The sequence below is a fragment of the Paenibacillus humicola genome (assembly GCF_028826105.1).
In the GTDB taxonomy this organism is placed as follows: Bacteria; Bacillota; Bacilli; order Paenibacillales; family Paenibacillaceae; genus Paenibacillus_Z; species Paenibacillus_Z humicola.
This window is the reverse complement of sequence record NZ_JAQGPL010000001.1, coordinates 1,149,607-1,173,183: the sequence shown is the minus strand read 5'-3', so window position 1 is coordinate 1,173,183 and position 23,577 is coordinate 1,149,607. Positions and strand designations below refer to the sequence as shown.

The following is a 23,577-nucleotide window of genomic DNA, read 5'->3' as shown; positions in this document are numbered from 1 at the left end:
TTGCTCCGGGCGCGGCCCGGAAGAAGCCCGCCATGTACGGTGAATTTCAAACAACAAGCACACGATAAAACGGCCTCTGTCCGCAACGAGGCCGTTTTTTCGTTTTATTCATTTAAGCAGAGGGATAAGTTCTGTTCAACATATTTTTTCGTTTAGATTTTGTCGATCAGCTCGATCCACTCGTTATATTCGGTCTGCAGCTTCGCGTACTCGGATTGCAGCTTCGCATGCTCCGTCCGCAGCTCCTCGTGCGCCCGGGTCAGCTCGACGGTCGTCAGCTGCGCCTTATTCAGCGCAGCTTCCGCGGCGCCCAGCCGGTCGAGCAGCTGCTGCGCCTTCGCCTGCGCTTCAGCCGCTTCGCCTTCGCTCTGCAGCAGCTGCTCGCGCATGCCGGCTTCGGCTTCGGCATAGGCGGCGGCCTGCCGGTGGGCAAGCTCGATTTCGGCCGATGCGTGCGCCTCCCGGGCGGCCATTTCCGCAGCGGCCTCCGCGATTTTCCGGTCCATTTCCTCGGCCAAACGCTCCGCTTCCCCGGCCGCTTCGGCCGCCCGCGCTTCCGCCGCCTCCAGCCTGCCGCGAAGCTCGCGCTCGCGCGCCACCCGCTGCTCCGCTTCCGCCTTCAGCCCGCTGAGCTGCTCCAGCGCTTGATGCAGCTGCCGGCCGGACTGGTCGGCCGCTTTCTGGGCCTCGGCAAGCTGGTTCCGCAGCTTGCCGAGCTGCTCCTCCTGCTGCTGCAGCTGCCCGCTGCGTCGAGTATCCCGCTGCCTCAGCTCGTGCAGCGTGTTCTGCAGCTCGTCGGCCTGCCGGCTGCGCTCCCGCAGCTCCTCCTCGAGCCGGGCCAGCGACGAGCGAAGCGCTTCCTCCTGCTCGGCCGCCTCCATCGCCAGCAGCTCGGCGTCGTCCTGCGCCGCCGCGGCGGCTTCCTGCACGGCCGCGAGCTCCCGCCGCGTCTCCTCCAGCCGGAGCGCCAGCTGCGTCCGCTCCTGCTCCCACGCATCGCGCTCCCGCTCGCGTTCCTCGCTCAGCCGCTTCGTTTCGCTGCGCGCCGCAGCCTCAAGCGCCGCCCGCTCGGCGGCGAATTCGGCCTTCAGCGCGGCCGCTTCCTCTTCGGCCTCGCGCAGCGCCTGGCCCAGCATCGCCTGCGCCGTCTCCCGCTCCGCGCCGAGCGTCGCCGCATGGCGTTCGCGCTCGCGTTCGAGCGCCTCGGCGGCTTCCGACGCCGCCTGCTCCAGCGCGTTGGCCGCCTCCGAGCGGACGCGCTCCAGCTCCGTCTGCGCCGCTTCGCGCACCTCGGCGAGCTGCCTTGCGGCCTCCGCCCCCGCCTGGGCCGCAGCCTGCGCGGCTTCCGACCGGACGCGCTCCATCCGCTCGCGCGCCGCCTGCCGCACGCGCTCGAGCTCCGTCTGCGCCTGCTCGCGCGCCTCGGCAAGCTGCTGCTGCAGCTCGGCGCGGGTCCGCTCCAGCTCCTCGCGCGCCGCGTCGCGCTCCAGCTCCAGCTCCAGCTGCGCTTCTTCCTGCACCTCCGCCAGCCGGCTGTCCGCCTCGGCGCGCAGGGCGGAGAGCGCCGCCTCCGCGTCAGCTTTCGCCTGCGCCAGCTCGGCCTCCGCCTTCTCGCGCAGCTGCGACATCGCCGCCTCCGCTTCCTGCCGCGCACCGGCGAGCTTTGCCTCCGCCTCCGCGCGGACCTGCGCGTGCCGGGCCTCCGAGCGCTCGCGCAGCTGCACCTTCTCCGCTTCGGCGGCCGCAGCCGCCTGCTTCAGCTGCGCTTCCGCCTCCGCGTGCGCCTGCCGCAGCCCGCTTTCCGCCTCGGCGCGCACGCGCTCCAGCTCCGCCGTCAGCGAATCGCGCGTTTCGGCGAGCTCCGCCTGCGCTTTGGCTTCCTCCGCCGCATGCCGCTCCCGTTCTTCGTCAAGACGGCCGGCCGCGTCGGCCGCTTCCGCCTCGCGCCGCTCCCGCTCCTGCTCGTAGCGGCCCGTCAGCTCCATGCTGACGCGCTCCAGCTCCTCGCGCGCGATTTCGCGCTCGAGCTCCAGCTCTTCGAGCGCCTCGGCCCGCGTACGCTCGAGCTCCTCCGCAGCCTGCCGCAGCGCTTCTTGAAGCTCGGCCTGCGCCGCCTCCAGCTTCGCTTCGGCCTCCAGCTGAGCCGTCTCCAGCTTCTCCTGCGCCTCTGTCTTCGCCGCACGAAGCTCGTCCGCAGCTTCCGCACGCGCCTGCGCCAGCTCCGCGCGCGCCGTTTCGCGCGACTGCTTCAGTTCCTCCTGCAAGGCGGCTTCCAGCGACAAATACGTCTCGTTCAGCTCCTCAACCTGCCGCTGCGCCTGCTCCAGCTTCGCCGACGCTTCGCGGAGGCGCCGTTCCGTCTCGTGCATCCGCTCGTTTTCGGCGGTCAGCCGGAAAACGTCCTCCGCCATATGGACGGCCGCCAGCATGGAAATTCGCGGCACGTCGAGTTGGGGATACCCTTTGGCGAGCTTATGCATGTTCTCGTCCACCAAAGCGGCGATCCGCCGAATATATTCGGGATTCGAGCTCCCCGTCATTGTAAACTGATTGCCATATATATCGACCGTCACCCGTGTCCGACCGGCACCATCCATGTAAAGCACTTCCTCCTTAGCGTTATACAAAACCAAACGATTCAAGCCGCCTTTTTGTTTGCGGCTTCTGCAGCCGGCTGATGCCGTTTATTGCGGCAGAACGTGCAGCTGTACAGTACATCGTCTATATCGTTCATTTATAGGATTCGAATCAACACGATGCCGTAACCATGCGTACGCGGCAATCCAAATACGGACCCGAAAAACGCAAAACAGCCGCATCGATCGGTTCGCTAGGAACTAATTCGATGCGGCGCGGGACATCTCCTGCCTATTTGCGCAATTCCGCTCCAAAAGATTGTTCTAATTTTTGCACCACGCGGCCGTGCAGCTCCGCCGCCTCCTCGTCGGTCAGCGTCCGCTCCGGATGCCGGTAGACGAGCGACAGCGCCACGCTTTTCTTGTCCGTGCCCAGCCGCTCGCCCGTGAACACGTCGAACACCCGGACCGACTCCAGCAGGCCGCCTGCCGCGCTTCCTGCCGCTTCCAGCAGCTTGCCCGCTTCCGCCTGCCGGTCGACGACGACGGCAATATCCCGCTGGATGGCCGGATAACGCGGCAGCGGCCGGTACGCGATGCTGAAATCGGCGGCGTCGTACAGCGGCTCGAGCTCAACCTCCAGCACGAACACGTCCCCGAGATCGTGCGCCAGCTGCACGTCCGGATGCAGCTGACCCAAATACCCGATCGTCTCCCGGCCTCGCTCGGTTTCCAGCACGACCGCAGCCGTCCGCCCGGGATGCATATCCGCCGGCTGTGCCGCCTCATAAGAGATGAGCCGCTCGACGCCCAGCTTCTCGGCGAGCGATTCGAACATGCCTTTTACAACGTAAAAATCGGCGGCCTCCGCTTTCCGGTTCCACGCCGCGGAGATCCGGTTCCCCGTCAGCAGGACGGCCAGCCGGTGCTTCTCGTGCGGCAGCCGGGTCAGCTTCTCCTCGTCGGTATGGAAGACGCTGCCGATTTCGAAAATCGCCGCGTCGTCGTTTTTGCGGTTGCGGTTATACGCCGCCGTTTCGAGCAGCTGCGGCAGCAGGCTCGTGCGCAGCACGCTGCGGTCCTCGCTCATCGGCATCGCCAGCCGCACCGGCTGCGAGCCGCCGGACAGCGCCGGGAACAGCACGGTCCGGCCCGGATGCGTGAACGAATAGGATACCACTTCGTTCAATCCTGCCGACGTCAGCTGCCGGCGCAGCTCGCGGCGAACGGCCTGCGGCTTCGTCAGCGCGCCGGGCGTCGTTTCCCCTTCGATCGGCGTCGTCGGAATTTCATCGTAGCCATGAAGCCGCGCGACCTCCTCGATCAAATCGACGTCGCGCGTAATATCGCCGCGGCGGGACGGCACCTGCACCGTAAACACCCCGTCCGGCGAAAGTTCGAACGAGAACTGGAGCCGGCCGAAAATCGTTTCCGTCTCCAGCTTTGACAAATCGGTCCCGAGATAGCGGTTGATTTTTTGCAGCGAGACCTGCACGGCCGTCTGATGCGGAAGCGGCGCGCCCGCTTGAACGATGCCGTCCAGCACGTGGCCGTCCGCGTATTGCGCCATCAGCGCGGCCGCGCGGTCCAGCGCCGGTATGACGCGCGCCGGATCGACGCCCTTCTCGAAGCGCAGGCTCGATTCCGAGCGAAGGCCGAGCCGGCGCGACGTTTTGCGGACGGTGCCGCCTTCGAAGCGGGCCGATTCGAGCAAAATATCCACCGTATCCGCCGTCACCTCCGAATTGGCCCCTCCCATCACGCCGGCGAGCGCGATCGGCTGCTGGCCGTCGGTAATGACGAGCATGTTCGGCTCGAGCTTGCGCTCCTGGCCGTCCAGCGTCAGCATCGTTTCCCCTTCGCGGGCGAGCCGGACGACAATGCGGCCGCCGCTTACTTTGCCGGCGTCGAACGCATGCAGCGGCTGGCCGTATTCGAGCATGACGAAGTTCGTAATATCGACGACGTTGCTGATCGGCCGCACGCCGGCGGCGATAAGCCGGTTCTGTATCCATTGCGGCGACGGGCCGATTTTCACGCCCTTGATATAGCGCGCCGCATAGTGGGAACACAGCTCCGGCGCCTCGATCTCGATGGACAGGCGGCCCTCCGCATGCTCGGCGGCACCGTTAATGCGCGTCTCCGGCAGCTTGACGGGACGTCCGGTCAGGGCGCCGACCTCGTAAGCGGCCCCAAGCATGCTGAGGCAATCCGAGCGGTTCGGCGTCAAATCGAGCTCGAGCACCTCGTCGTCCAGTGCCAGCACATCCTGGATCGGCTTGCCGACCGGCGTTCCTTCCGGCAGCACGAGGATACCCTCCTGCTGCTCCTTCGGCAGCAGCTTGTCGTTCAGGCCGAGTTCTTTGGCCGAGCAGATCATGCCCTGCGATTCGACGCCGCGCAGCTTTGCCTTCTTGATCGCGAAGTCGCCCGGCAGCTTAGCGCCGACGGTGGCGACCGGTACGAGCTGGCCCGCCGCGACGTTTTTCGCCCCGCAGACGATCTGCAGCGGCTGGCCGCCGCCGACATCCACCGTGCAGACGCTCAGCTTGTCGGCGTCCGGATGCTTCTCGCGCGTCAGCACATGGCCGGTCACGACGCCGGATACGCCCTTGTTCCGATTCTCGACGACGTCGATTTCGATACCGCCGGCCGTCATCAGCTCCGCAAGCCGCTGCCCGTCATAGCCGTCCAAATCGATATATTCGTTAAGCCATTTATAGGAAACCTTCATCGTTTGCACCCTCCTAAAAGTTTTCTGCGGAGCAGAAAACTTGCATCGCAAGCATAGGCTAAAAGTTTTCTGCGGAGCAGAAAACTAACTTCGTAAGCATAAGCTAAAGTTTTCTGCAGAGAAGAAACTAACTTCGTAAGCATAAGCTAAAGTTTTCTGCGGAGCAGAAAACTTGCATCGCAAGCATAGGCTAAAAGTTTTCTGCGGAGCAGAAAACTCGCCTCGCAAGCTTTTACTTTAAGTTTTCTGCAAAGCAGAAAGCCCGCTTCTATACGCTTTAAATTTTCTGCGTTCGCTCCTTGAGCCACTGCAAGCCGAAAATTCGCTTCGCAAGCATAAGTTTTCCGCGCGTCAGGACATTCGGACAAACTGGCCCAGAAAACGCAGATCGTTCGTGTAAAAATGGCGAATATCATCGATGCCGTACTTCAGCAGCGCGATTCGCTCCACGCCCATGCCGAAGGCGAAGCCGCTCACTTTCTCCGGATCGTAGCCGCCGTATTCCAGCACCCGCGGATGGACCATGCCGCAGCCGAGTATTTCCAGCCAGCCGGTATGCTTGCACATCCGGCAGCCGTGACCGCCGCACTGCACGCAGGTGACGTCAACCTCGGCGCTCGGCTCGGTGAACGGGAAGAAGCTCGGCCGCAGCCGGATTTGCGCCTGCCTGCCGAACATCAGCTGCACGAACTGGAGCAGCGTTCCCTTCAGATCGCTCATGCGGATGTTCGGTCCGACGACCAGCCCTTCGATCTGGTTGAACTGGAAGGAATGCGTCGCGTCGTCGTCGTCGCGTCGGTATACTTTGCCCGGGCAAATAACTTTGACCGGCGTCTTGCCGTCCATCGCCCTCATCGTCCGGATCTGCACCGGCGACGTATGGGTGCGCATCAGGATTTCGTCCGTAATATAAAACGAATCCTGCATGTCGCGCGCCGGATGATCCTTCGGCAGATTGAGCGCCTCAAAGTTGTAGAAGTCCGTCTCCACCTCGGGGCCTTCCGCGATCGTATAGCCGAGGCCGATGAAAATGTCTTCGATCTCCTGCGCCACCTTGTTCAGCGGATGCACCGCACCCGAAGGCGGCCGCTTTCCCGGGAGCGTCACGTCGATCGTCTCGGCGCGCAGCCGGTTTTCCGTCTCGGCCTGCTGGAACGCCGCCTGCTTCGCTTCGATCACCTGCTCGATCGCCGCCCGGACGTCGTTGGCGACTTGGCCGATTACCGGCCGCTCCTCGGCGCTTAAGGCTCCCATGCCGCGCAAAATCTCGGTCAGCGCGCCCTTTTTGCCCAAATACTTGACCCGCAGGTCGCTCAAGCGCTGCGGGCTGTCGACGCGCTCCAGCTCCTGCAGCGCTTCCGTCCGCAATGCTTCCAATCGTTCCTTCATCGTTCCCATCCTTTCCGCCATAAAAAATAAAAAAAGGCTCCTTCTCCCCAAAAGGGACGAAAGAACCGTGGTACCACCCTAATTCGGACTTGCGCGCCGATCGAATCTCCGTCTCATCCGGACGGCCCATGCGAGGCTGCGAAAATCCCTTCTGCCGGCTGTAACGGGCCGAACCCGGACTTCCCTACTGCGGCGCCGTCCGAACCGGACGAAGAACGCCGTTCAAGAGTCTGCTCGGGAGCGAACTTCAGCTGCGGCCGTATCCGCAAAGACGCTCTCAATCTCCGGCGTCTTCTCCCTGTGCGCGAACCGCTGCCTACTTTTCTCCGTCATCGCATGTCAAGCTATCAAACATAAGCTAATTCACTATTATAAACAATGACAGGCGCTTATGCAACTGCCGCGGCTTAGGCCCATGCACCGTCCTCTCCGCGACCCCAAATTCCGGGGCAGCCAGACCGGGCGGACCGGCGTGTTCCCGCCCTTTGCGTTCCCGCGCCGCGTCTAGGCGTCATTGCCGCAAACCCGTATCGGCGCGGAGGTCCGCCGGTCCGCTCACGCCCGGCGCCGTTTGACGGCGGCCAGGACGAGCGCGGCGGCGCCCAGCACGACGCCGGCAATCGCCAGGACGAGCGCAGCATTCTCCTTCGCGTCGCTCCCGCCGGCCGCTTCTCCCGCCGCTTGCGCAGGATCGCCGCCCACGGCCGCTTCGACCGTCGTCACCGACGCGGGATGATCGGCATCCGGCGCGCCGGTCCATTCGACGACCTTGCCGTCGCTGTACGTCTGGTACGCTTTCCAGACGAGCTGCGTCGCGTTGTCCGCCACCCGGCCCTGCATCCGGAAATCGGTAAACTCCGTCTGCGCCAGGCCTGCGCCTTCCGCGGTCCACGTAATCGTCTTGAACGAGCCGTCCTCATTTTGATCCAGCTGAACCTTCCAGCCGTCATGCGGCTCCACGCGGGTGACGCTGACCCCGGACGGCACCGTTACCTTCACGCTTTTGGTCGTCACGTTCTCTTCCTCGCTCGGCACGCGCACCGAGAAGACTTCGTACGCGCCCTGCGTCGTCTGCGCCGGCTGAACCGACACGTGCGCGCTGGCAATCCCCGCGAACAGGACCAGCGACAGCAGCGCGGCGGCCGGCACGGTCCATTTTTTAAAAAGAATCATGTTCTCTTGCCCCTCCATCCGGTTATCTGTTCGATCGGTTTTATTATAGAAGAGCGGAAACGCGCAAACATGACTCGAAAGAGCTACCGTCCTGTGTCGGTTCGGTGACGCCCGGTTACCGGTCCATCCAGCCGCGCTCGAACGCATAACGGGTGAGCTGGACGCGGTTGTCCAGATGCAGCTTTTGCAAAATGCTCTTGAGATGGTTTTTCACCGTATGCTCGGAGATGCCGAGCGTTTCGGCAATTTGCCGGTTCGATTCGCCCTGCGCGACCCGTTCCAATATTTCACGTTCGCGCGGGGTTAACGGCGTCCGGCCGGACGCGTCGATTTCCTGCGCTTTGGCGGACGCGTCGATTCCGCCCGGACGCTGCGCTCCCGCAGCCGGGCCGCTTCCCCGCCGCAGCGGCGCCCCGGCTTCGTCGCTCCGCCGCTTCGTCTCGGTGCGGCCGGCGGTAAATTCCTGCAGCAGCCGGAAGGCGAGCTCCTTCGGCATCGGCGTCTCATCGACGGCTACCGCGCGCAAATATTCGAGCCAGGCGGAAGGCGACACGTTTTTCGGCAGATAGCCCTGCGCGCCGTGCTTGATCGCCTCGAACAGATCGGCGATGTCGTCGGACACCGTCACCATGACGATTTTCACCTGCGGATCGGCCGCTTTAATGCGGGCGGTCGCCGCCATCCCGTTCACGTTCGGCATTCGGATGTCCATCAGGATCAAATCGGGCGCCAGCGCGGCGGCCAGCCGTACCGCCTGCTCGCCGTCCTCCGCTTCGCCGACGATCTCGAAGGACGCGTCCCTCTCCAAAATGTCGCGTATCCCCTCCCGGCCATGGGGATGGTCGTCCGCGATCATGACGCGGACGCGCCCGCTCCGTTCCTCCACCGCTCCACCTCCGTTCCCGCTTGTTAACGCCCGTCCGTCTTGGCGACCTCGACGACGGTCCCGGCAGCCTCCTGGCCCGCCGGCCGGATCTCAAAGCGCCAGCCCATCGCCGCCGCCCGGTCCCGCATCATGCGGACGCCGTACCGGCCTCTCGCGTTCAGCTCGCGCTCGTCGGCGCCGACGCCGTCGTCCTCCACCGTGACGCGGAAACCTCCGCCGTCCACGGGCTCCGCGGCGGCGTGCACGGCGAGCCGCGAGGCGCGGGCATGCTTCTCCACGTTCATCATCGCTTCGCGGACGATGGCCAGCAGCTCGACCTTCTCCTTGTCGGTCAGCTGCGTATCCGGAAGCCGCCAATCCAGCTCGGTCCGCAGACCGCCCTGGCCAAGCTGTTCGGCCATCTGCCGCACGGCGTCCATCCACTGCATTTCCTCGCCCGTAGGCTCGCCGCGAAGACTCGCGATCGACTGCCGGACGTCGTCGTACATATGCTTCGCCGTTTTGCGGATTTGCTCCGCCGTCTCGCGCACCTGCTCCCCGTCCTCGGCGTGCTCCAGCTTGTCAAGCTTGACCGCCAGCAGAAAAAGCGACTGCGAAATGCCGTCGTGAAGCTCGCGGGCCAGCCGCTCGCGCTCGAGCAGCGCCGCCTTGGCCGACCGTTCCCGCTGCAGCGACTCGCTCGTCGCCTCCAGCATTCGAAACAGGCGCCGCATGACGGTCAGCGTCAGTAGCAGCGCCAGCACCGGCGTAAGCAAATTGCCGAGCCCCATCGAGATGTACGGCAGCAGAAAAGCGTGCCGCATGTATTCCCACAGCGCGATCGCCAGCGGGGGGATCCACAGAATGAGCCGCTTGATTCTTTTATACGGCATGCTCCGCTTCGCCGCCTTTCACCCGGCCGCGCGGAACGCGCCGGTTAATAGTTGCGGAAATCGTACCGCTCCACATGCACGTTGTCGTCCTTATCCATGACGCTGACCTCCGCTTCCCACTTCCCGGCAAACGGGATATACGGGCCCTCCGCCTTGTAGGCCGTTCTGACGTAACCTTCGAAGGTCGTGATTTCCGTATCCTTGAACGGCTTGACCGGCACGTCGATCGGCCCTACCTCCGCCCTGTCCTTGGAAATCAGGCGGAGCGACGCCGACTTCGGCGTTCCCAGTTTGTCCGGCAGCCAGATTTTGACGATAAATTCATTGTTGCCCGGCTTGTTCGGAGAAATGCTCAGCGTCATATGCATGTCGGTCCCCATCTGGTGATAGTAGACCGGTTCGTTCGCCGGCAGCGGGCTGGTATAGGTGAAAATCGCGGCGACGGCGATAATGAGCGCCATCAGCCCGGCATCGGCGCGCAGCAGCGCGAAGGCCGGCAGGTCCCCCCGCCGCACCCGCAGGTGCAGGAACGCGCCCGTTGCGATGACCAGCACGACAAGGCCGGTCTTGATCAGCAGCAGCGTACCCCAGGCGGTGTAGAACAAATAGCGCAGCGACGGTAGGAACAGCAGCGTCATGCCGGCGCCCGTCAGCACAAGCGCCGCGATCGACAGCAGCGCCACCCGCGAGAAGCGCGCCGCAAACCTACCCGCCTCCTTCCGGTCGGCGGCCCAAAGGGCGAGCAGCAGCGCCAGTCCCCCGGTCCACAGGGCGGCGGCCGTCAAATGGACGAAGTCCATCAGCACCGTGCCCCATTTCGGGTTGAAGACGGACGCGTGGCCGACCCAGCTCTCCAGGCCGAGCACGGCGGCCGCCCACACCGCCTTCGAGGCGGCATGCAGCCGCAGCGTCGCAAAGCCGGCGGCGGCGAGCGCGATCAGGGCGATCCACTCCCGGCCGACGGCCGTTTCCAGAAACAGCTGCTTATACTGGCTGGACGGGTAGCCGCTCAAGAGATCGTTGGCGTGGATAAAAACGAACAGCAGCACCGCCACAATGAGCGCGCGCATCGACAGCTTTTCCCATTTTTTGAACGTTTCGGCGAGCGTTTCGCTTTTCTTGCGCATAAACAGCGACCAGATCGCAAGCCCCGCGGCAAGCAGCAGGGCGGCATAGTAAGCGATGCGCACCGCGTACAGGATAAACTGTTTGGACGATACCTGGGTTTCCGCTTCGTGGCCTTCGTGGCCGAGCTGCGCGTGCGGATTGAAATCCGATGCGTCGAAGCCCGGAGGAGGCGTCCCGACGACGAAAACGTAGGAGCCGCTAACCGGGTGCGAATCCGCCGAAATGATCTGGAACGATACGGTATACACGCCGTCGCCGAGCTTCGGCAGGGCGAGCGTCAATGTTTTATGGTCCTTGCTGATCGCCGGCTTGGCCGACGTGACGGACCGGGATTTGGAGTCGAGCACCTCAAGGCCGAGCGCTTCCGGGTCGATCCCTTCGCTAAAACTCAAGCTGACCTCCTGCGGACCGGCTTTCAGCTGGCTGTTCGGCAGCGGAACCGCCTGCTCGAGCTCCGCATGCGCGGACACGGCGGACGGAAACACGACGAGCAGCGCGGCCAGCACCAGCAGCGCCCAGGCGGCGCGGCGGCGCATGGCGGAAATGACGGCTTGTTTCATAGACTTAGGCATGGGGGAAAAGAGCACATCCTCTCCGTTCGATTCGTTCTGCATATAAGCATACGAACGTTAGACGATTTCAGTTTACTAAACCGCCGAGCGGAACTCCAACCCGAGAATATGAACGTTTTATGAGCGGAATAAATATTTTTTTTGACGTCTTGACAAAAAGGGCGGTTTTTTAACTCCCAGTTTCCGCAAGTTTTCATCCGTTTTTCAGGCTCTCCGGTGTCGAACGGCATGCCTTGACTCCCACTATATATTGGTGTAATTTAGATTTTGCTAATCTATATATTGTGTGTTTGCCTGTTTTGAACGACGTTATTCGACAAGGAGTGACACGCTCTCGTGGATATTATCAAGCGCAACGGCCAGAAAGAGGAACTCATCTTTTCGAAGCTGAAGAAGGTTATCGATTTCTCGTGCGCCGGCTATGCCGACTGCGACCCGCTCGAGCTCGAGACCGCTCTGCTGCCTTATTTCCGCAACAACATTACGACGAAAGAAATTCAGCGCACGCTCATTCAGGTCGCCGTCGAGAAGACGAGCATCGAGGAACCGAACTGGCAGTACGTCGCCGCCAAGCTGCTCGTATACGACCTGTACAAGGAGTCGGCCATTAACCGCAAATACGGGTATTTCGGCTACGGGGACTTTTATTCGCTCATCACCTACTTGACCGAGAAGGGCTTTTACGGCAAATACATACTCGAGCATTACTCCCGGGACGAAATCCGCGAGCTCGGCAACTACATCCAGCCCGAACGCGATTATTTATTCAATTATATCGGACTCAAAACGCTGGCCGACCGCTACCTGATCAAAGGCTTCAACGGCGAAGTGCTGGAGCTGCCGCAGGAGCTGTTCATGGGCGTGGCGATGCATCTGGCGATGAAGGAAAAGGACAAGCTGGCCTGGGCGCGCAAATTTTACGACGTGCTGAGCCGCCTGCAGATGACGGTCGCGACGCCGACGCTCGCAAACGCGCGCAAGCCGTTCCACCAGCTGTCGAGCTGCTTTATCGACACGGTGCCGGACAACCTGTGGGGTATCTATAATGTCGACTCCAGCTTCGCGCAGGTTTCGAAATTCGGCGGCGGCATGGGCATCTACGTCGGCAAGGTGCGCAGCCGCGGCTCCAACATCCGCGGATACAAGGGCGTCGCCGGCGGCGTCGTGCCGTGGATCAAGAACTACAACAACACCGCGGTCGCGGTCGACCAGCTCGGCGTCCGTTCCGGCGCCGTCGCGGTCTACCTCGATGTGTGGCATAAAGACGTTCTCGACTTCCTGAACCTGAAGACGAACAACGGCGACGACCGGATGAAGGCGCACGATATTTTCCCCGGCGTCTGCATTCCGGACCTGTTCATGAAGAAGGTGCAGGAACGCGAATCATGGTACCTGTTCGATCCGCATGAGGTGCGCACCTACATGGGCTGGTCGCTGGAGGATTCCTGGGGCGAGGAGTGGGAGCGCCGCTACGAGGAGTGCGTCGCCCATCCGAGCCTGTCCCACGACGAAATTCCGGCGATCGAAATCATGAAGCGCATCCTGACCAGCTCGTTCGAGACGGGGACGCCGTTCGTCTTCTTCCGCGACACGGTCAACCGCGCGAACCCGAACAAGCATAAAGGCATCATCTACTGCTCCAACCTGTGCACGGAGATTTGCCAGAATATGAGCCCGACCGAATACGTCTCGACGACGCACGAGGACGGCATTATTACGACGCAGATCAAAAGCGGCGACTACGTCGTCTGCAACCTGTCCTCCCTCAACCTCGGCCGGACCCGGACGAAGGAGGAAATCGAGGAGGTCGTCTCCTGCCAGATGCGGATGATGGACAACGTCATCGACTTGAACCATTATCCGATTCCGCAGGCGGAAATCACGAACCGCAAATACCGCGCCGTCGGCCTCGGCACGAGCGGCTATCATCAGTGGCTCGCCTTGAACGGGATTGCCTGGGAGTCGGACGAGCATCTCGAGAAAGCGGACGAGCTGTACGAATGGATCAACTACTGCGCGGTCAAGGCGTCGATGAATATCGCCCGCGAGAAAGGAACGTACCAGGCGTTCGAGGGCAGCGAATGGCAGACGGGCGAATATTTTGCCCGGCGCGGCTACGACAGCCCGATGTGGCAGCAGCTGAAGGCGGACGTGGCCGAGCACGGCGTGCGCAACGCCTGGATGTTCGCGATCGCGCCGACGGCTTCGACCTCGCTGATCTCCGGCTCGACGGCCGGCATCGACCCGATTTTCAACAAATTTTTCGTCGAAGAGAAGAAAAATGCGGTTATCCCGCAGACGGCGCCGAATTTGAGCGAGGAAACGTTCTGGCTGTATAAGGAAGCCCACCATATCGACCAGCACTGGAGCATCAAGGCCGCCGGCCGGCGCCAGCGCCATATTGACCAGGCCCAGTCGTTCAACCTCTACATCACGCCGGAGTATACGGCGAAGGCGTTCCTCGACCTGTACGTCGCCGCCTGGGAGAATGGGCTCAAAACCGTGTACTACTGCCGCAACAAAAGCCTCGAGGTCGAAGATTGCGTAAGCTGCAGCGCGTAACGCGCTGCAGTTTTTCTGCCCGATTCGGCAACCATTGATTAGGAGGGCCAGACAAGCATGGAACTGCAAAAGAAAAAGCTGTTCAACGAGGACGGGGACCGCGACTGGGGCAAGCGCCGCATGATCGGCGGCAACACGACGAACCTGATCGAGCTGAACAACGTGAAATACGACTGGGCGACCCGAATGTACCGGACGATGATGAACAATTTCTGGATTCCGGAGGAAATTCCGCTGGCGCAGGATGCGAAGGATTACCGCAATCTCACCCTTTCCGAGCGCAACAGCTACGATAAAATCATCAGCTTCCTCATCTTCCTCGATTCGCTGCAGACGGCCAATCTGCCGAACGTGAACGAATACATCACCGCGCCGGAGGTCAACCTGTGCCTGACGGTGCACACCTTCCAGGAAGCGGTGCACAGCCAGTCGTATTCGTACATTCTCGACAGCGTCTGCTCGGCCGAGGTGCGCGACCAGATTTACAACCTGTGGCGCGAGGACAAAAACCTGCTGAAGCGCAACCGCTTCATCACCGACTTGTATGAGAACTTCATCGCCAATCCGTCGTCGCAAAATTTGGTGAAGACGATCATGGCCAACTATATTCTCGAGGGCATCTATTTCTACAGCGGCTTCAGCTTCTTCTACGCGCTCGGGCGCCAGGGCAAAATGCTCGGCACCGTCTCCGAGATCAAATACATTCAGCGCGACGAGCTTACGCATTTGGCGCTGTTCCAGGGCATTTTCCGCGAAATCCGCAAGGAGAACCCGGAGCTGTTCACGCCGGTATTCGTCGAGGAGCTGCGGCAGATGATGCGCACGGCGGTCGAGAACGAAATCGAGTGGGGTCAGTATATTACGAACAATCAGATCGCCGGCATCACCAACGAGATCATCGACCAATACATCAAATTCCTGTCCAACGAACGGCTGAGCAAGCTCGGACTCGACATTCTCTACCCGGAAATCAGCGAGCATCCGATGAGATGGGTTGAAAGCTTCAGCAACATGAACGGCATGAAAACCGATTTCTTCGAACAAAAGGTGACGAACTACAGCAAATCGTCCAACCTGAACTGGGGCGATCTGTAGAATCGTTTCAAATATCCCGGGCGCCGGAACGAACCGGCCCGCCCGGGATTTTTTTGCAATTTGCGCATCGTACGGCGGGCCGAGCGGCAGCCGGACTTAAGTCGGGCGGCAATCCCCGCCTCCGGCTGATTTCATCCTCCTTCAAAAAGAGGTATGATAGTACCAGATAAGCGAAAACGGGGGATGGAAGCCATGTCTCAAGCGATGCTTGGCCTGAACGCCGCGGTAACGGTCGCCTTCGTGCTCGTGTCGCTGCTGGCCGGCCATTCAACCGGCGGTCTGGCCTATCGGAAAACGGTCGGCGCCTTGCGGACCGCAGCAAAAGTCAATCTCGCTCTGATCGCGGTGCTCGGCGCGCTGTCGGCATTCAAAATCGCGTTCACCTTCTATAACGACTCCATCAGCCGGTTCTCGAACTGGGAAAGCTCGGCGCTCATCGTGCTGCTGACCGTGCTGCCCTGCACCGTCATCGCTTTCCTGTCGGTGCCGCGGCTGCTTCGGGTCAGCCGGATCCCGGAGAACGATCCGGGCGAGCCTTCCAACCGGACGAAACGCCGCATGGCGGCGCAGCCGGCGCTCGTCGTGCCCGTCCAGACGCTGGCGGCCGGCTCGCTCCTGTTCACCTTCAAGGAGGCTTTGCCGCTGCCGGAGAGCGGCGGGAAGCAGCTGGCCGATATCGCGGCGCTGTTTCTGGCCGTATCCTCCGCCCTGCTGTGGCGGCAATCGGTCAGGCGCAGACGGATTCACCGGGACGACGGATCGTCCGTACTGCACCGGGTCCGGCGTCTCGGCGTGTACTCCACGGCGTGCGCCCTGCTCTTGTACGGCATGTTCTATACGGTCGTATCGGCCCGGTCCGTCACCGAACCGAACAACCGGTACGAATTGGAGCTCGGCATGAGCAGCGGAAAGGCCGTCATCCAAATCGGCAAAGCCGGCCTCCGAATCGAGAAGGTGCCGCTTCCCGGCGGCGCGGGTGATTCAAGCGGCCTCATCTGCCAGGTGCGCTGCGCCCAATAAACGGCTTTGAACAAGAAAGGCTTTTAAACGCTCCGTTAAGCCGGGGGTTTAAAAGCCTTCTTTAGCAGCTGTCATGCCATTCTCCGGATCATATAATCGGGCCAATAATCTTCCGGGATTTCCGGGCAGCCGCGGGGCGAATCCCAGACATAGACCCAGCCGCGGCGCTCCGGCACATCCGTATCGGTCGCCCATACGCGTTCATAATCGTTGTTTTCCCCGATTCCGCGGAAATCCTCCAGCTTGTCCATGCTTCGCAGTCCTTCCGGGCTGACGGCAATCCACAGCCCCCGTATGAGAGAGCCGCGCCGGTACGCTTCCCTATCGCGCAGCAGCGCCGGATATGGGCCGAAGTCGACAAGCCGGCCGATCACCCTCCCGTCTCGGGGAGCTCCCAGCAGATAGGGGGCGACAACCCGATGATTGGCGAAGCCCGGTATCAGCGAGCCGTAAATAAAGACGCTTATCCTGTCAAGCATGTGCAAACAGCTGCTCCTTTCCTCCGCGTCAAGCCGTTTGGCCGCGGTGCCGGTACCAGTTTTCGAACAAGCCCGCCGGGATCGGCTTCGTATAATAGTATCCCTGCGCTTCCTCGCAGTGGCGTTCGCGCAAAAACCGGATTTGCTCGTCGTTTTCGACGCCTTCGGCCGTCACCTTCAGCTTCAGGTGCTTCGCGATCGAGGTAATGGTCGTCACGATTGCGGCGTCGCTGCTGTCCTCGGTCAGCTCGCGGAGGAAAGAGCGGTCGATTTTCAGCTTGTCGATCGGGAACCGCTTCAGATAAAGGAGCGAGCTGTAGCCGGTACCGAAGTCGTCGATGCTGATTTTGACGCCGAGCGCCTTCAGGCCGGCCAGCGTTTCGGCGGCGAATTCCACGTCGCTCGTCATGCTCTCCGTAATTTCCAGCTCCAAATATTCGGGCGGCATGCCGGTCTGCTCGAGAATCGCGCGGATGCGCTCCGCAAGCCGATGCTGCCTGAACTGGCGCATCGACAGATTGACCGCCATGATCATCGGCGGCAGCCCCGCTTCCCGCCACGCTTTGTTTTGCAGGCACGCCGCCTTGAGCACCCATTCGCCGAGCGGCAGGATGAGCCCGTTCTCCTCCGTGAGCGGAATGAAGTCGCCCGGAGGAAGCAGGCCGCGCTGAGGGTGATGCCAGCGAACAAGCGCTTCGACGCCGACGACGCGGCCCGTGGCCAAATTGACAAGCGGCTGGTAGGCGAGCGTGAACTGCTCCTGCTCGAGCGCCCGGTGCAGATCGCTTTCGAGCCGCAGCCGTTCGTGAGCTTCCGCATTCATCTCGGATGCGTAGGTCGAATATTCGTTGCGGTTCTCTTTGGCGCGGTACATGGCGATGTCGGCGTTGCGAAGCAGCTCGTCGGCGCTTTCGCCGTCCTGCGGAAAGAAGGAAAGACCGACGCTGACCGTCAGATGATATTCCGCCTCGCCGAACACGAACGGGGCGTCGAACAGGCTCATGAGCGCCTGCGCCTTCCGCTCCGCCGTTTCCCGCTCCGTCAAATCCGGCAGGAGGAGGACGAACTCGTCGCCGCCCATGCGGAACACACGGCCTGGCATTTCCGCCGCGTGCTTCAACCGCTGCGAAACCGCGCGCAGCATGTCGTCCCCGAACGGATGGCCGAGCGCGTCGTTGAACGTCTTGAACCGGTCGAGATCGAGCAGCATGACCGCGACCTTCCGGCGGTGGTGCCGCGCCCGCTGCAGCTCTGCCTTCAGCCGCTCATGGAGCAGCCGCCTATTTGGCAGGCCGGTCAATTCGTCGTGATAAGCCAGGTAGCTGATTTTCGATTCGGACCGTTTCTGCTGCCGGAAAGGCTCTTCGATCGTGACGAAATAAATGCCTTTCATCAAGAAATAAAAGCCGGCCAGCCGGTAGCAATGGGCAAGCAGCAGGTCGGTGTCGGCGGCGTGTGACGAGAAATGCAGCTGCAGCGTGGCGGTCAAAAAAAAGACGAGCGACTGTACGATCGTCAGCAGCGCCTCGGGCCGCTCCTTCCGGTTGCGGTACAGCAGGATGCCGATCGTGAGCAAATAAGCGGCGGCGGCAATGACCGTCGTGACCAACCCGCCGTAGTCCGCTAGCGAGCCGCCCTCCGTTCCCGCGAATGCCGGCCATTCGATCAGCGACAGGAAGAACGAAACGGTGAGCGCGCCGATGCCGATCGCAATGCTGACCGCGGGCAGCCGGCGGCCGGCAGATACCGGATGGTCGCCAATGCGGAAAATAACGAACAGGCCGACGGCCGCGATCAGCTGCGCGGAGGCGGCAAGCAGCGCCGCCAGCGGCATGCCGCCGACCGTACGCTCGAACGGCATGCCTTTCGTTGTCAAAGCATGGAAGAGATCGAGCAGGCCGACGGCGCTGAACAAGGCGGCGGTATAAAGCCGATGACGGGACAGCGATTTGACGAAAAACAGCCAGCCGAGCACCAGAATGGCAAAGCTGACCGCGAAGCTCAGCAGCTCGATCGCCGTATGGATGAACAAATACGCGCGTTCCGGAACGGTGTGGTACAATACCCGATGAAGCAGACGCACCAGCATAAAGCTTAAGAAGGCGCTCATGACCGCAAGTACGGTCTTTTTTTCCGCCCGGTTGATTGACATGTTATCCCCCTTCGAAATGGAAGCCCATGATGTGCTGTAATGCCTAATGCCTGATCTCGCGCGTATCCCGGGGCGCTTCCCGCTTCCGATCGGACGTTCCCGGGCGTTAGGGCCTCTGTGAGGGGGCCGGCAAGCCGCAAGAAGCCCGGTCCGCTTCGCGGCGCCATGTCCGCCGTTAGCCCTGCTTCGCATCCGATTTGCTATTCCGCCGTTAACCCTGCATCGCAATCGATTTGCTATAATGATAAAGATAATAATCCGATTTTTCGGCGAATAGCTCTAGTTTGTATCATGAGGTTCAACTTGTCCAGCCACTTTCTGCCTATTGGGAAGCGGGTCCGCGATCCGGCAAAAGGGTCCGTTAAAACTATTATCGGCTCCGTCTCGTCAAAGCAACAGGAGGAGAATTCGACGCATGCTCACCGCCGAACGGCTTGGCAAAACCTATCGAAACGTCTGGGCGCTGCAGCCCCTTACCCTGCAGCTCGACCGCGGCATGCACGGGCTGCTCGGACCGAACGGCGCCGGCAAATCGACGCTGATGCGGCTGCTCGCCGGCCTGCTCGCCCCGACGGCCGGGGACGCCTATATCAGCGGCATTCCGGTGCGGTCCGGCCGCGCGCGGCTGCGAATCGGCTATGTGCCGCAGTCGTTCCAGCTGTACCAGCCGCTGACAGCCGGAGAATGGCTCCGCCATGTCGCCCGGCTGAAGCGTGCCGGCACCGGCCGCGAGCAGGAGCACGAGGTACGCCGGCTGCTGCATGCGGTTCATCTGGAGGAGCAGGCGGACCGGCCGGTCCGGACCTACTCCAGAGGCATGATCAAGCGGCTCGGCATCGCACAGGCGCTGATCGGCCAGCCGGAGGCGATCATCGTGGACGAGCCGACGACCGGCCTCGATCCCGAGGAGCGCGTCCGGCTGCGCAACGTGCTCGCGGAAACCGCGCACGCCAGCGTCGTGCTGCTGTCCACCCACACGCTGACCGATGTGGAGGCGAGCTGCCGGGACGTGATCGTGCTGGACGGCGGCGCGCTGCGGTATTCGGGGACAGCGGCGGGACTGGCCCGTTTCGCCGAAGGAAAGCTGTGGCAGTGGGAGGCGTCCGAACGGGAGGGCCGCAGCCTCGCGCTTGAAGGGCTGCTCTCCGCACGGAAAACGGCCGACGGCGTCCTGTGCAGGGCGCTGTCCGAACGGCCGCCGGCGCCGTACGCCGAGCCGGCTGTCCCCGCCATGGAGGACGGGTACATGGCGCTGATCGGCGGCTTCGCGGACGGGAGCCGGAAACGGGCGGCAAAATGAGAACGCTGGCGCTGCAAACCGTTCTCGAGCTGCGGCTGCTGGCGAAGCTTCGCTGGACGCTGCTGTTTCCGCCCGCGGCCGGCGCGTGGATGCTGTTTCAATGTCTGGTCTTCCGCGGCTCGCTGAGCGACAATTTGAACCGCTACGCGGCGGCCGCCCACGGCCAGATCATGATCTTCATCACGCTCGTCCCGATTCTGCTCGGGGTGCTCTTGATTAGGCGCGACACGCTGAACGCCGCGTACGAATGGACCCTTGGGCTTCCCGTTCCGAACCGGACGATCGTCGCAGCCAAATGGGCGGCCGGCTTCCTGTACGTCAGCACGTTCACGCTGTCCATTCAGGCGGTGTATGCGGCCGCGGCGCTGCATTACCGGATGCCCTGGGCGTCCATCCGTTCGTTTCTCGTTTATTATTCGCTCGTATACGAAAGCTCGCTCGCCGTTTCCGTCGCCCTCGGGCTCGTGCTCGGCGCGTTGATGCCGCTGCGCTTCTCGCTTCCGATTGCGTTCTGCGGGTGGGTGTTCGGAACGCTGTTCGTGCCGATTTTTATGATCAAGGGCTACGGCTGGTTCCCGGCGCAGGCTTTCAGTCTCGATCAGCTGCTTATGATGCCGGAAGGCGGCATCGGCGCAATCTGGCAGCCCGACCCGCTGATCCGCGAATATGCGCTCATCTTCGCTTTCGCCGCGGCATTCGGCCTGTTTATGCTGACGGCGGCAGCCGCGCTGCTCGGCCGGACCCGGCCGGTCCGCCGTCCGAAGCTGCCGGCGGCCGCGATGAGCCTGGCGCTGCTGCTTGCGGCGGCCGTGTTCTACCCGTACGGCAAGCTGTGGGCGGACAGGTTCGCCCAGTTTCGGCAGCTGGCCGCTACCGCGCAGGGCGACTCGCGCCCGCAGTCGCCGTACCGGTTCCGCATCGATGCTCTGAAGCTGGACGCGACGCGCCTCCCGGGCGATACCGTCGCCTTCAAGGCGTCGATCCGGCTGCCGACGGCAGAAGGCCGGCTCATCCCGGCCGATGTACAGCAAGCCCAGGTGCAGCCCTTTACCGACGGACGCGTCTCCTTCCTGCTCGATCCGCTGCTGCGCGTCCGTTCGCTGGATGTCGACGGCCGCGCCGCCGATTGGCGGCGGTCGGGCGCAGCGGTTTCGTTCGATGCCTCGCTGCTCGCAGCGGGAAATACCGTTCACACGGTAAATATCCGCTACGATGGCAGAATCGACGAATGGATCCGGAATTACGGCTCCCCGGAATACCGTGCATTCGTGAAGGGGAAAAGCGTATTTCTGCCCGCTTATGCAGGCTGGTATCCGCTGCCGGGAGGCTCCGGCCTCGGGTATACGAAGTACGGCAACTATATCGTCGATACGAACGCGGCCGAGGGCATTCGCGCCGACTTCGACATCACGCTGCGCGGCTTCGAAGGGCCGCTGCTGGCGACGATCGACACCGCGCCGGACGACCGGCCGGACACGCGCCATTTCGCGCAGCGGGGGGCCGAAGCCCCGTACGTACTGGGCGGCGACCTTGTGCGGGTGACGGTCCCGGGCGAACCGATTTCGGTCGTGACGACGGCGGATAACGCGGCGGAAAGCCGCAAAGCTCTGGCCGCGCTCCATCACATGCGCGTATCCGCGGAATCATGGCTCGGCAAGACTGCGGCGCCCGCCCCGGTCCGCCAAATCTTTTACCTGCCGGCGTCGCCGCAGCTCGGGTATTTGGACGGCGCGGTGGGCAATGCGGTATTTTTTCAGGCGGCCGCCTACTCCCCGCCGCTCGAAAGCCAGATGCCGCTTGTCATGAGCGAGCTTCTGTTCGGGGATACCGTCGGTATCGACGAATCCGTCAATCACTGGGAGGATTTCCGCGATCCGGAGAACGGCTATTCAATCGTGCAGTCGGTGCGGGCGATGATCGTGCTGAGCGGATTGCCGAGGAAGTGGAGCGATCCCGCGCAGGTGCCGGTCGAAGATTTCCCTTACCGGGAAGCCATGCGGCAGATGATCGCGGTCAGCGAAGCTCGCGGCGACGATGCCTTGATCAAGCGGGTGCTGAAACGGTTTTACGACCGGGGGCTTACCATCGAGCGGACGGCGGCAAGCGCGCGGTCCGGCGCGGCGGAGACGGAAGAAACCCGCTTTACGTTTCCGAAAATTACATGGCACGACTGGCTGACGGCCTGGAAGGAGGAAGAAGGCAGGTGAACGGCGTAACCGACGAAGATTTGCTTACCGGCATGGCCCGGGGCGACCAGGCGTCCTTCGAAGCGCTGGTGCACCGGTATCATGCGCCGCTGTCCGGTTTTTTGCAGCGGCAGCTGCGGGATCCGGAGCGGGCGGAGGATTACGTTCAGGAGACGTTCCTGAAGCTGATCCGGCAGCTCAATGAGAAAAGACAGCCGGACAACGTGCAGGCCTGGCTGTACCGGGTCGCGCTGAACCTGTGCCGGGACTATTGGAAAAGCGCGCAGTTCCGGACCGACCGGTTTCCTTTCGCGGAGCCGCCCGAGCAGCGGGACCCGGGGACATCCGTCGTGGAGCTGGCCGAGCGCCAGGAGACGCGCAAGGAGGTGCAGCAGTCGCTCGAGTCGCTGCCCGATGTGCAGCGGGATATCATCATGCTCCGGTTTTATCAGGATTTGAAGCTGCAGGATATCGCGGATATCGTTCGCCTGCCGCTCGGTTCGGTCAAAACCCATCTGTACAGCGGCCTGCGCAAGCTGAAAGCGAGGCTGCTGCAGGAGCCGAAGAATCAAGAAAACGTCGAAGGAGGCGGACGGCATGACCGTGCAAAAAGACAACGAACTTAAGCGGCTGGAAAACGAGCTCCGCCGGCCGCTCGAGCAGCTGATGGCGAAGCCCGTCTCGTCCGGCGACACCATCCGCCTGCTGCAGGCGCTGCAGCCGGCGTTCGACGAGCTGCAGGAGTCGACCGACCGGGAGCGCTTCTTTCACGCCCGTGCCTCGGCCGTCAAACGGCCGTCGGTGCTTCGGCTCGTCCGGTCCCAGTTATCCTCGTATTCGCGCGTGTATTGGGTCGCAAGCCTGATCGTCTTCGGCATGCTGCTGCTCCTGACGCAGCCGGACGGGAGCCGGGACGAAACGTCGTTCGCCGAAATCGGCAACAATTTCGCGCTTGTCCTGCCGGCCCTGCTGCTCGCTTCGCTGGCATACAGCTTCCGGTCGTGGAACCGGGAAATGCGGATGATCGAAAGCATTACGCCCTACCCGCCCGCGCTGCTCCTGATCGTGCGCACGATGATCGTCATCGGGCTCGACGTGCTGCTGGGCATCGCCGGCTCGGTCTATATGTACGCAAAAGTCGAATCGTTCCCTCTGCTGCCGTTCGTGCTGCAGTGGATGTCGCTGCTGCTGCTGGTCAGCGGCGTCACCGCCTACGTGCTCCTGTGGAAAGGCTTCAAGGCCGCTTTCGCCTGCGCGCTTGTTTTCTGGGTCGGCTGGAACGGGCTGGCGCAGCGTGTCGGCATGCTGCGCGATCTCGCGGCCGGCGCCGCCCGGATGGAAATCCAAACGGCCGCGGCTGCCGCAGGACTGCTGCTGCTCGCGCTCGCCTGCCGCCGCAGCTTCGGCCGCAAGCTGCTGCCGTAGAGCGCGGCGGCGCAAAGGAGTGAACGAA

16 protein-coding genes are annotated in these 23,577 nt (G+C 62.5%); 7 read left to right on the top strand and 9 right to left on the bottom strand.

Annotated elements, in window-relative coordinates:
• Nucleotides 1–152: 152 nt before the first annotated feature.
• The 7 genes from PD282_RS05595 to PD282_RS05565 all read right to left on the bottom strand — a co-directional run bounded on the left by PD282_RS05595 (nucleotide 153) and on the right by PD282_RS05565 (nucleotide 11,330).
• Complete coding sequence (locus PD282_RS05595; RefSeq protein WP_274649352.1) at nucleotides 153–2,597, bottom strand: cell division protein ZapA; 2,445 nt, start codon at nucleotides 2,595–2,597, stop codon at nucleotides 153–155.
• 271 nt (nucleotides 2,598–2,868) lie between these two features.
• Nucleotides 2,869–5,310 carry a phenylalanine--tRNA ligase subunit beta gene (gene pheT, locus PD282_RS05590; RefSeq protein ID WP_274649351.1) on the bottom strand — a complete coding sequence of 814 codons (2,442 nt, stop codon included), beginning with the start codon at nucleotides 5,308–5,310 and terminating at the stop codon, nucleotides 2,869–2,871.
• 351 nt (nucleotides 5,311–5,661) lie between these two features.
• The gene (pheS, locus tag PD282_RS05585; protein ID WP_274649350.1) at nucleotides 5,662–6,699 is read right to left on the bottom strand and encodes a phenylalanine--tRNA ligase subunit alpha; all 1,038 of its coding nucleotides are present in this window, start codon (nucleotides 6,697–6,699) and stop codon (nucleotides 5,662–5,664) included.
• A gap of 555 nt (nucleotides 6,700–7,254) precedes the next feature.
• Entirely contained in the window at nucleotides 7,255–7,872 is a 618-nt protein-coding gene (locus PD282_RS05580; protein ID WP_274649349.1) for a YcnI family copper-binding membrane protein, read from the bottom strand.
• A gap of 115 nt (nucleotides 7,873–7,987) precedes the next feature.
• Nucleotides 7,988–8,728: a response regulator gene (locus tag PD282_RS05575; RefSeq protein ID WP_274655061.1), complete on the bottom strand. Its 741-nt coding sequence runs from the start codon at nucleotides 8,726–8,728 to the stop codon at nucleotides 7,988–7,990.
• Between the two features lie 53 nt (nucleotides 8,729–8,781).
• Nucleotides 8,782–9,630: a sensor histidine kinase gene (locus PD282_RS05570; RefSeq protein ID WP_274649348.1), complete on the bottom strand. Its 849-nt coding sequence runs from the start codon at nucleotides 9,628–9,630 to the stop codon at nucleotides 8,782–8,784.
• A gap of 44 nt (nucleotides 9,631–9,674) precedes the next feature.
• Nucleotides 9,675–11,330, bottom strand: a complete 1,656-nt coding sequence (locus PD282_RS05565; RefSeq protein WP_274649347.1) for a copper resistance CopC/CopD family protein — start codon at nucleotides 11,328–11,330, stop codon at nucleotides 9,675–9,677.
• Between the two features lie 336 nt (nucleotides 11,331–11,666).
• Between PD282_RS05565 and PD282_RS05560 the strand changes: the two genes are divergently transcribed.
• From PD282_RS05560 to PD282_RS05550, 3 genes are all read left to right on the top strand, one after another.
• Nucleotides 11,667–13,892 (top strand): ribonucleoside-diphosphate reductase subunit alpha, encoded by a 2,226-nt coding sequence (locus PD282_RS05560; protein WP_274649346.1) that lies wholly within the window; start codon nucleotides 11,667–11,669, stop codon nucleotides 13,890–13,892.
• A 57-nt stretch (nucleotides 13,893–13,949) separates the two neighbouring features.
• Complete coding sequence (locus tag PD282_RS05555; RefSeq protein WP_274649345.1) at nucleotides 13,950–14,987, top strand: ribonucleotide-diphosphate reductase subunit beta; 1,038 nt, start codon at nucleotides 13,950–13,952, stop codon at nucleotides 14,985–14,987.
• A 192-nt stretch (nucleotides 14,988–15,179) separates the two neighbouring features.
• Nucleotides 15,180–16,007 (top strand): hypothetical protein, encoded by an 828-nt coding sequence (locus PD282_RS05550; protein ID WP_274649344.1) that lies wholly within the window; start codon nucleotides 15,180–15,182, stop codon nucleotides 16,005–16,007.
• Between the two features lie 71 nt (nucleotides 16,008–16,078).
• On the opposite strand, the gene PD282_RS05545 is transcribed toward PD282_RS05550, so the two are convergent.
• Nucleotides 16,079–16,486, bottom strand: coding sequence for a gamma-glutamylcyclotransferase family protein (locus PD282_RS05545; protein ID WP_274649343.1), 408 nt, complete (start codon nucleotides 16,484–16,486; stop codon nucleotides 16,079–16,081).
• Nucleotides 16,487–16,514: 28 nt separating this feature from the next.
• Nucleotides 16,515–18,638, bottom strand: coding sequence for a putative bifunctional diguanylate cyclase/phosphodiesterase (locus tag PD282_RS05540; protein WP_274649342.1), 2,124 nt, complete (start codon nucleotides 18,636–18,638; stop codon nucleotides 16,515–16,517).
• Nucleotides 18,639–19,053: 415 nt separating this feature from the next.
• On the opposite strand from PD282_RS05540, the gene PD282_RS05535 reads away from it, so the two are divergent.
• Genes PD282_RS05535 through PD282_RS05520 form a run of 4 tightly spaced genes read left to right on the top strand, consistent with a single transcriptional unit; the run spans nucleotide 19,054 to nucleotide 23,549 of the window.
• On the top strand, nucleotides 19,054–19,938 hold the full coding sequence (locus PD282_RS05535) for an ATP-binding cassette domain-containing protein (RefSeq protein WP_274649341.1): 885 nt from the start codon (nucleotides 19,054–19,056) through the stop codon (nucleotides 19,936–19,938).
• Nucleotides 19,935–22,145: a hypothetical protein gene (locus PD282_RS05530; RefSeq protein ID WP_274649340.1), complete on the top strand. Its 2,211-nt coding sequence runs from the start codon at nucleotides 19,935–19,937 to the stop codon at nucleotides 22,143–22,145. The genes PD282_RS05535 and PD282_RS05530 overlap by 4 nt, the downstream gene beginning before the upstream one ends.
• Nucleotides 22,142–22,750: an RNA polymerase sigma factor gene (locus PD282_RS05525; protein WP_274649339.1), complete on the top strand. Its 609-nt coding sequence runs from the start codon at nucleotides 22,142–22,144 to the stop codon at nucleotides 22,748–22,750. Before PD282_RS05530 ends, PD282_RS05525 begins: the two co-directional genes overlap by 4 nt.
• On the top strand, nucleotides 22,722–23,549 hold the full coding sequence (locus tag PD282_RS05520) for a hypothetical protein (RefSeq protein ID WP_274649338.1): 828 nt from the start codon (nucleotides 22,722–22,724) through the stop codon (nucleotides 23,547–23,549). The genes PD282_RS05525 and PD282_RS05520 overlap by 29 nt, the downstream gene beginning before the upstream one ends.
• Nucleotides 23,550–23,577 lie beyond the last annotated feature (28 nt).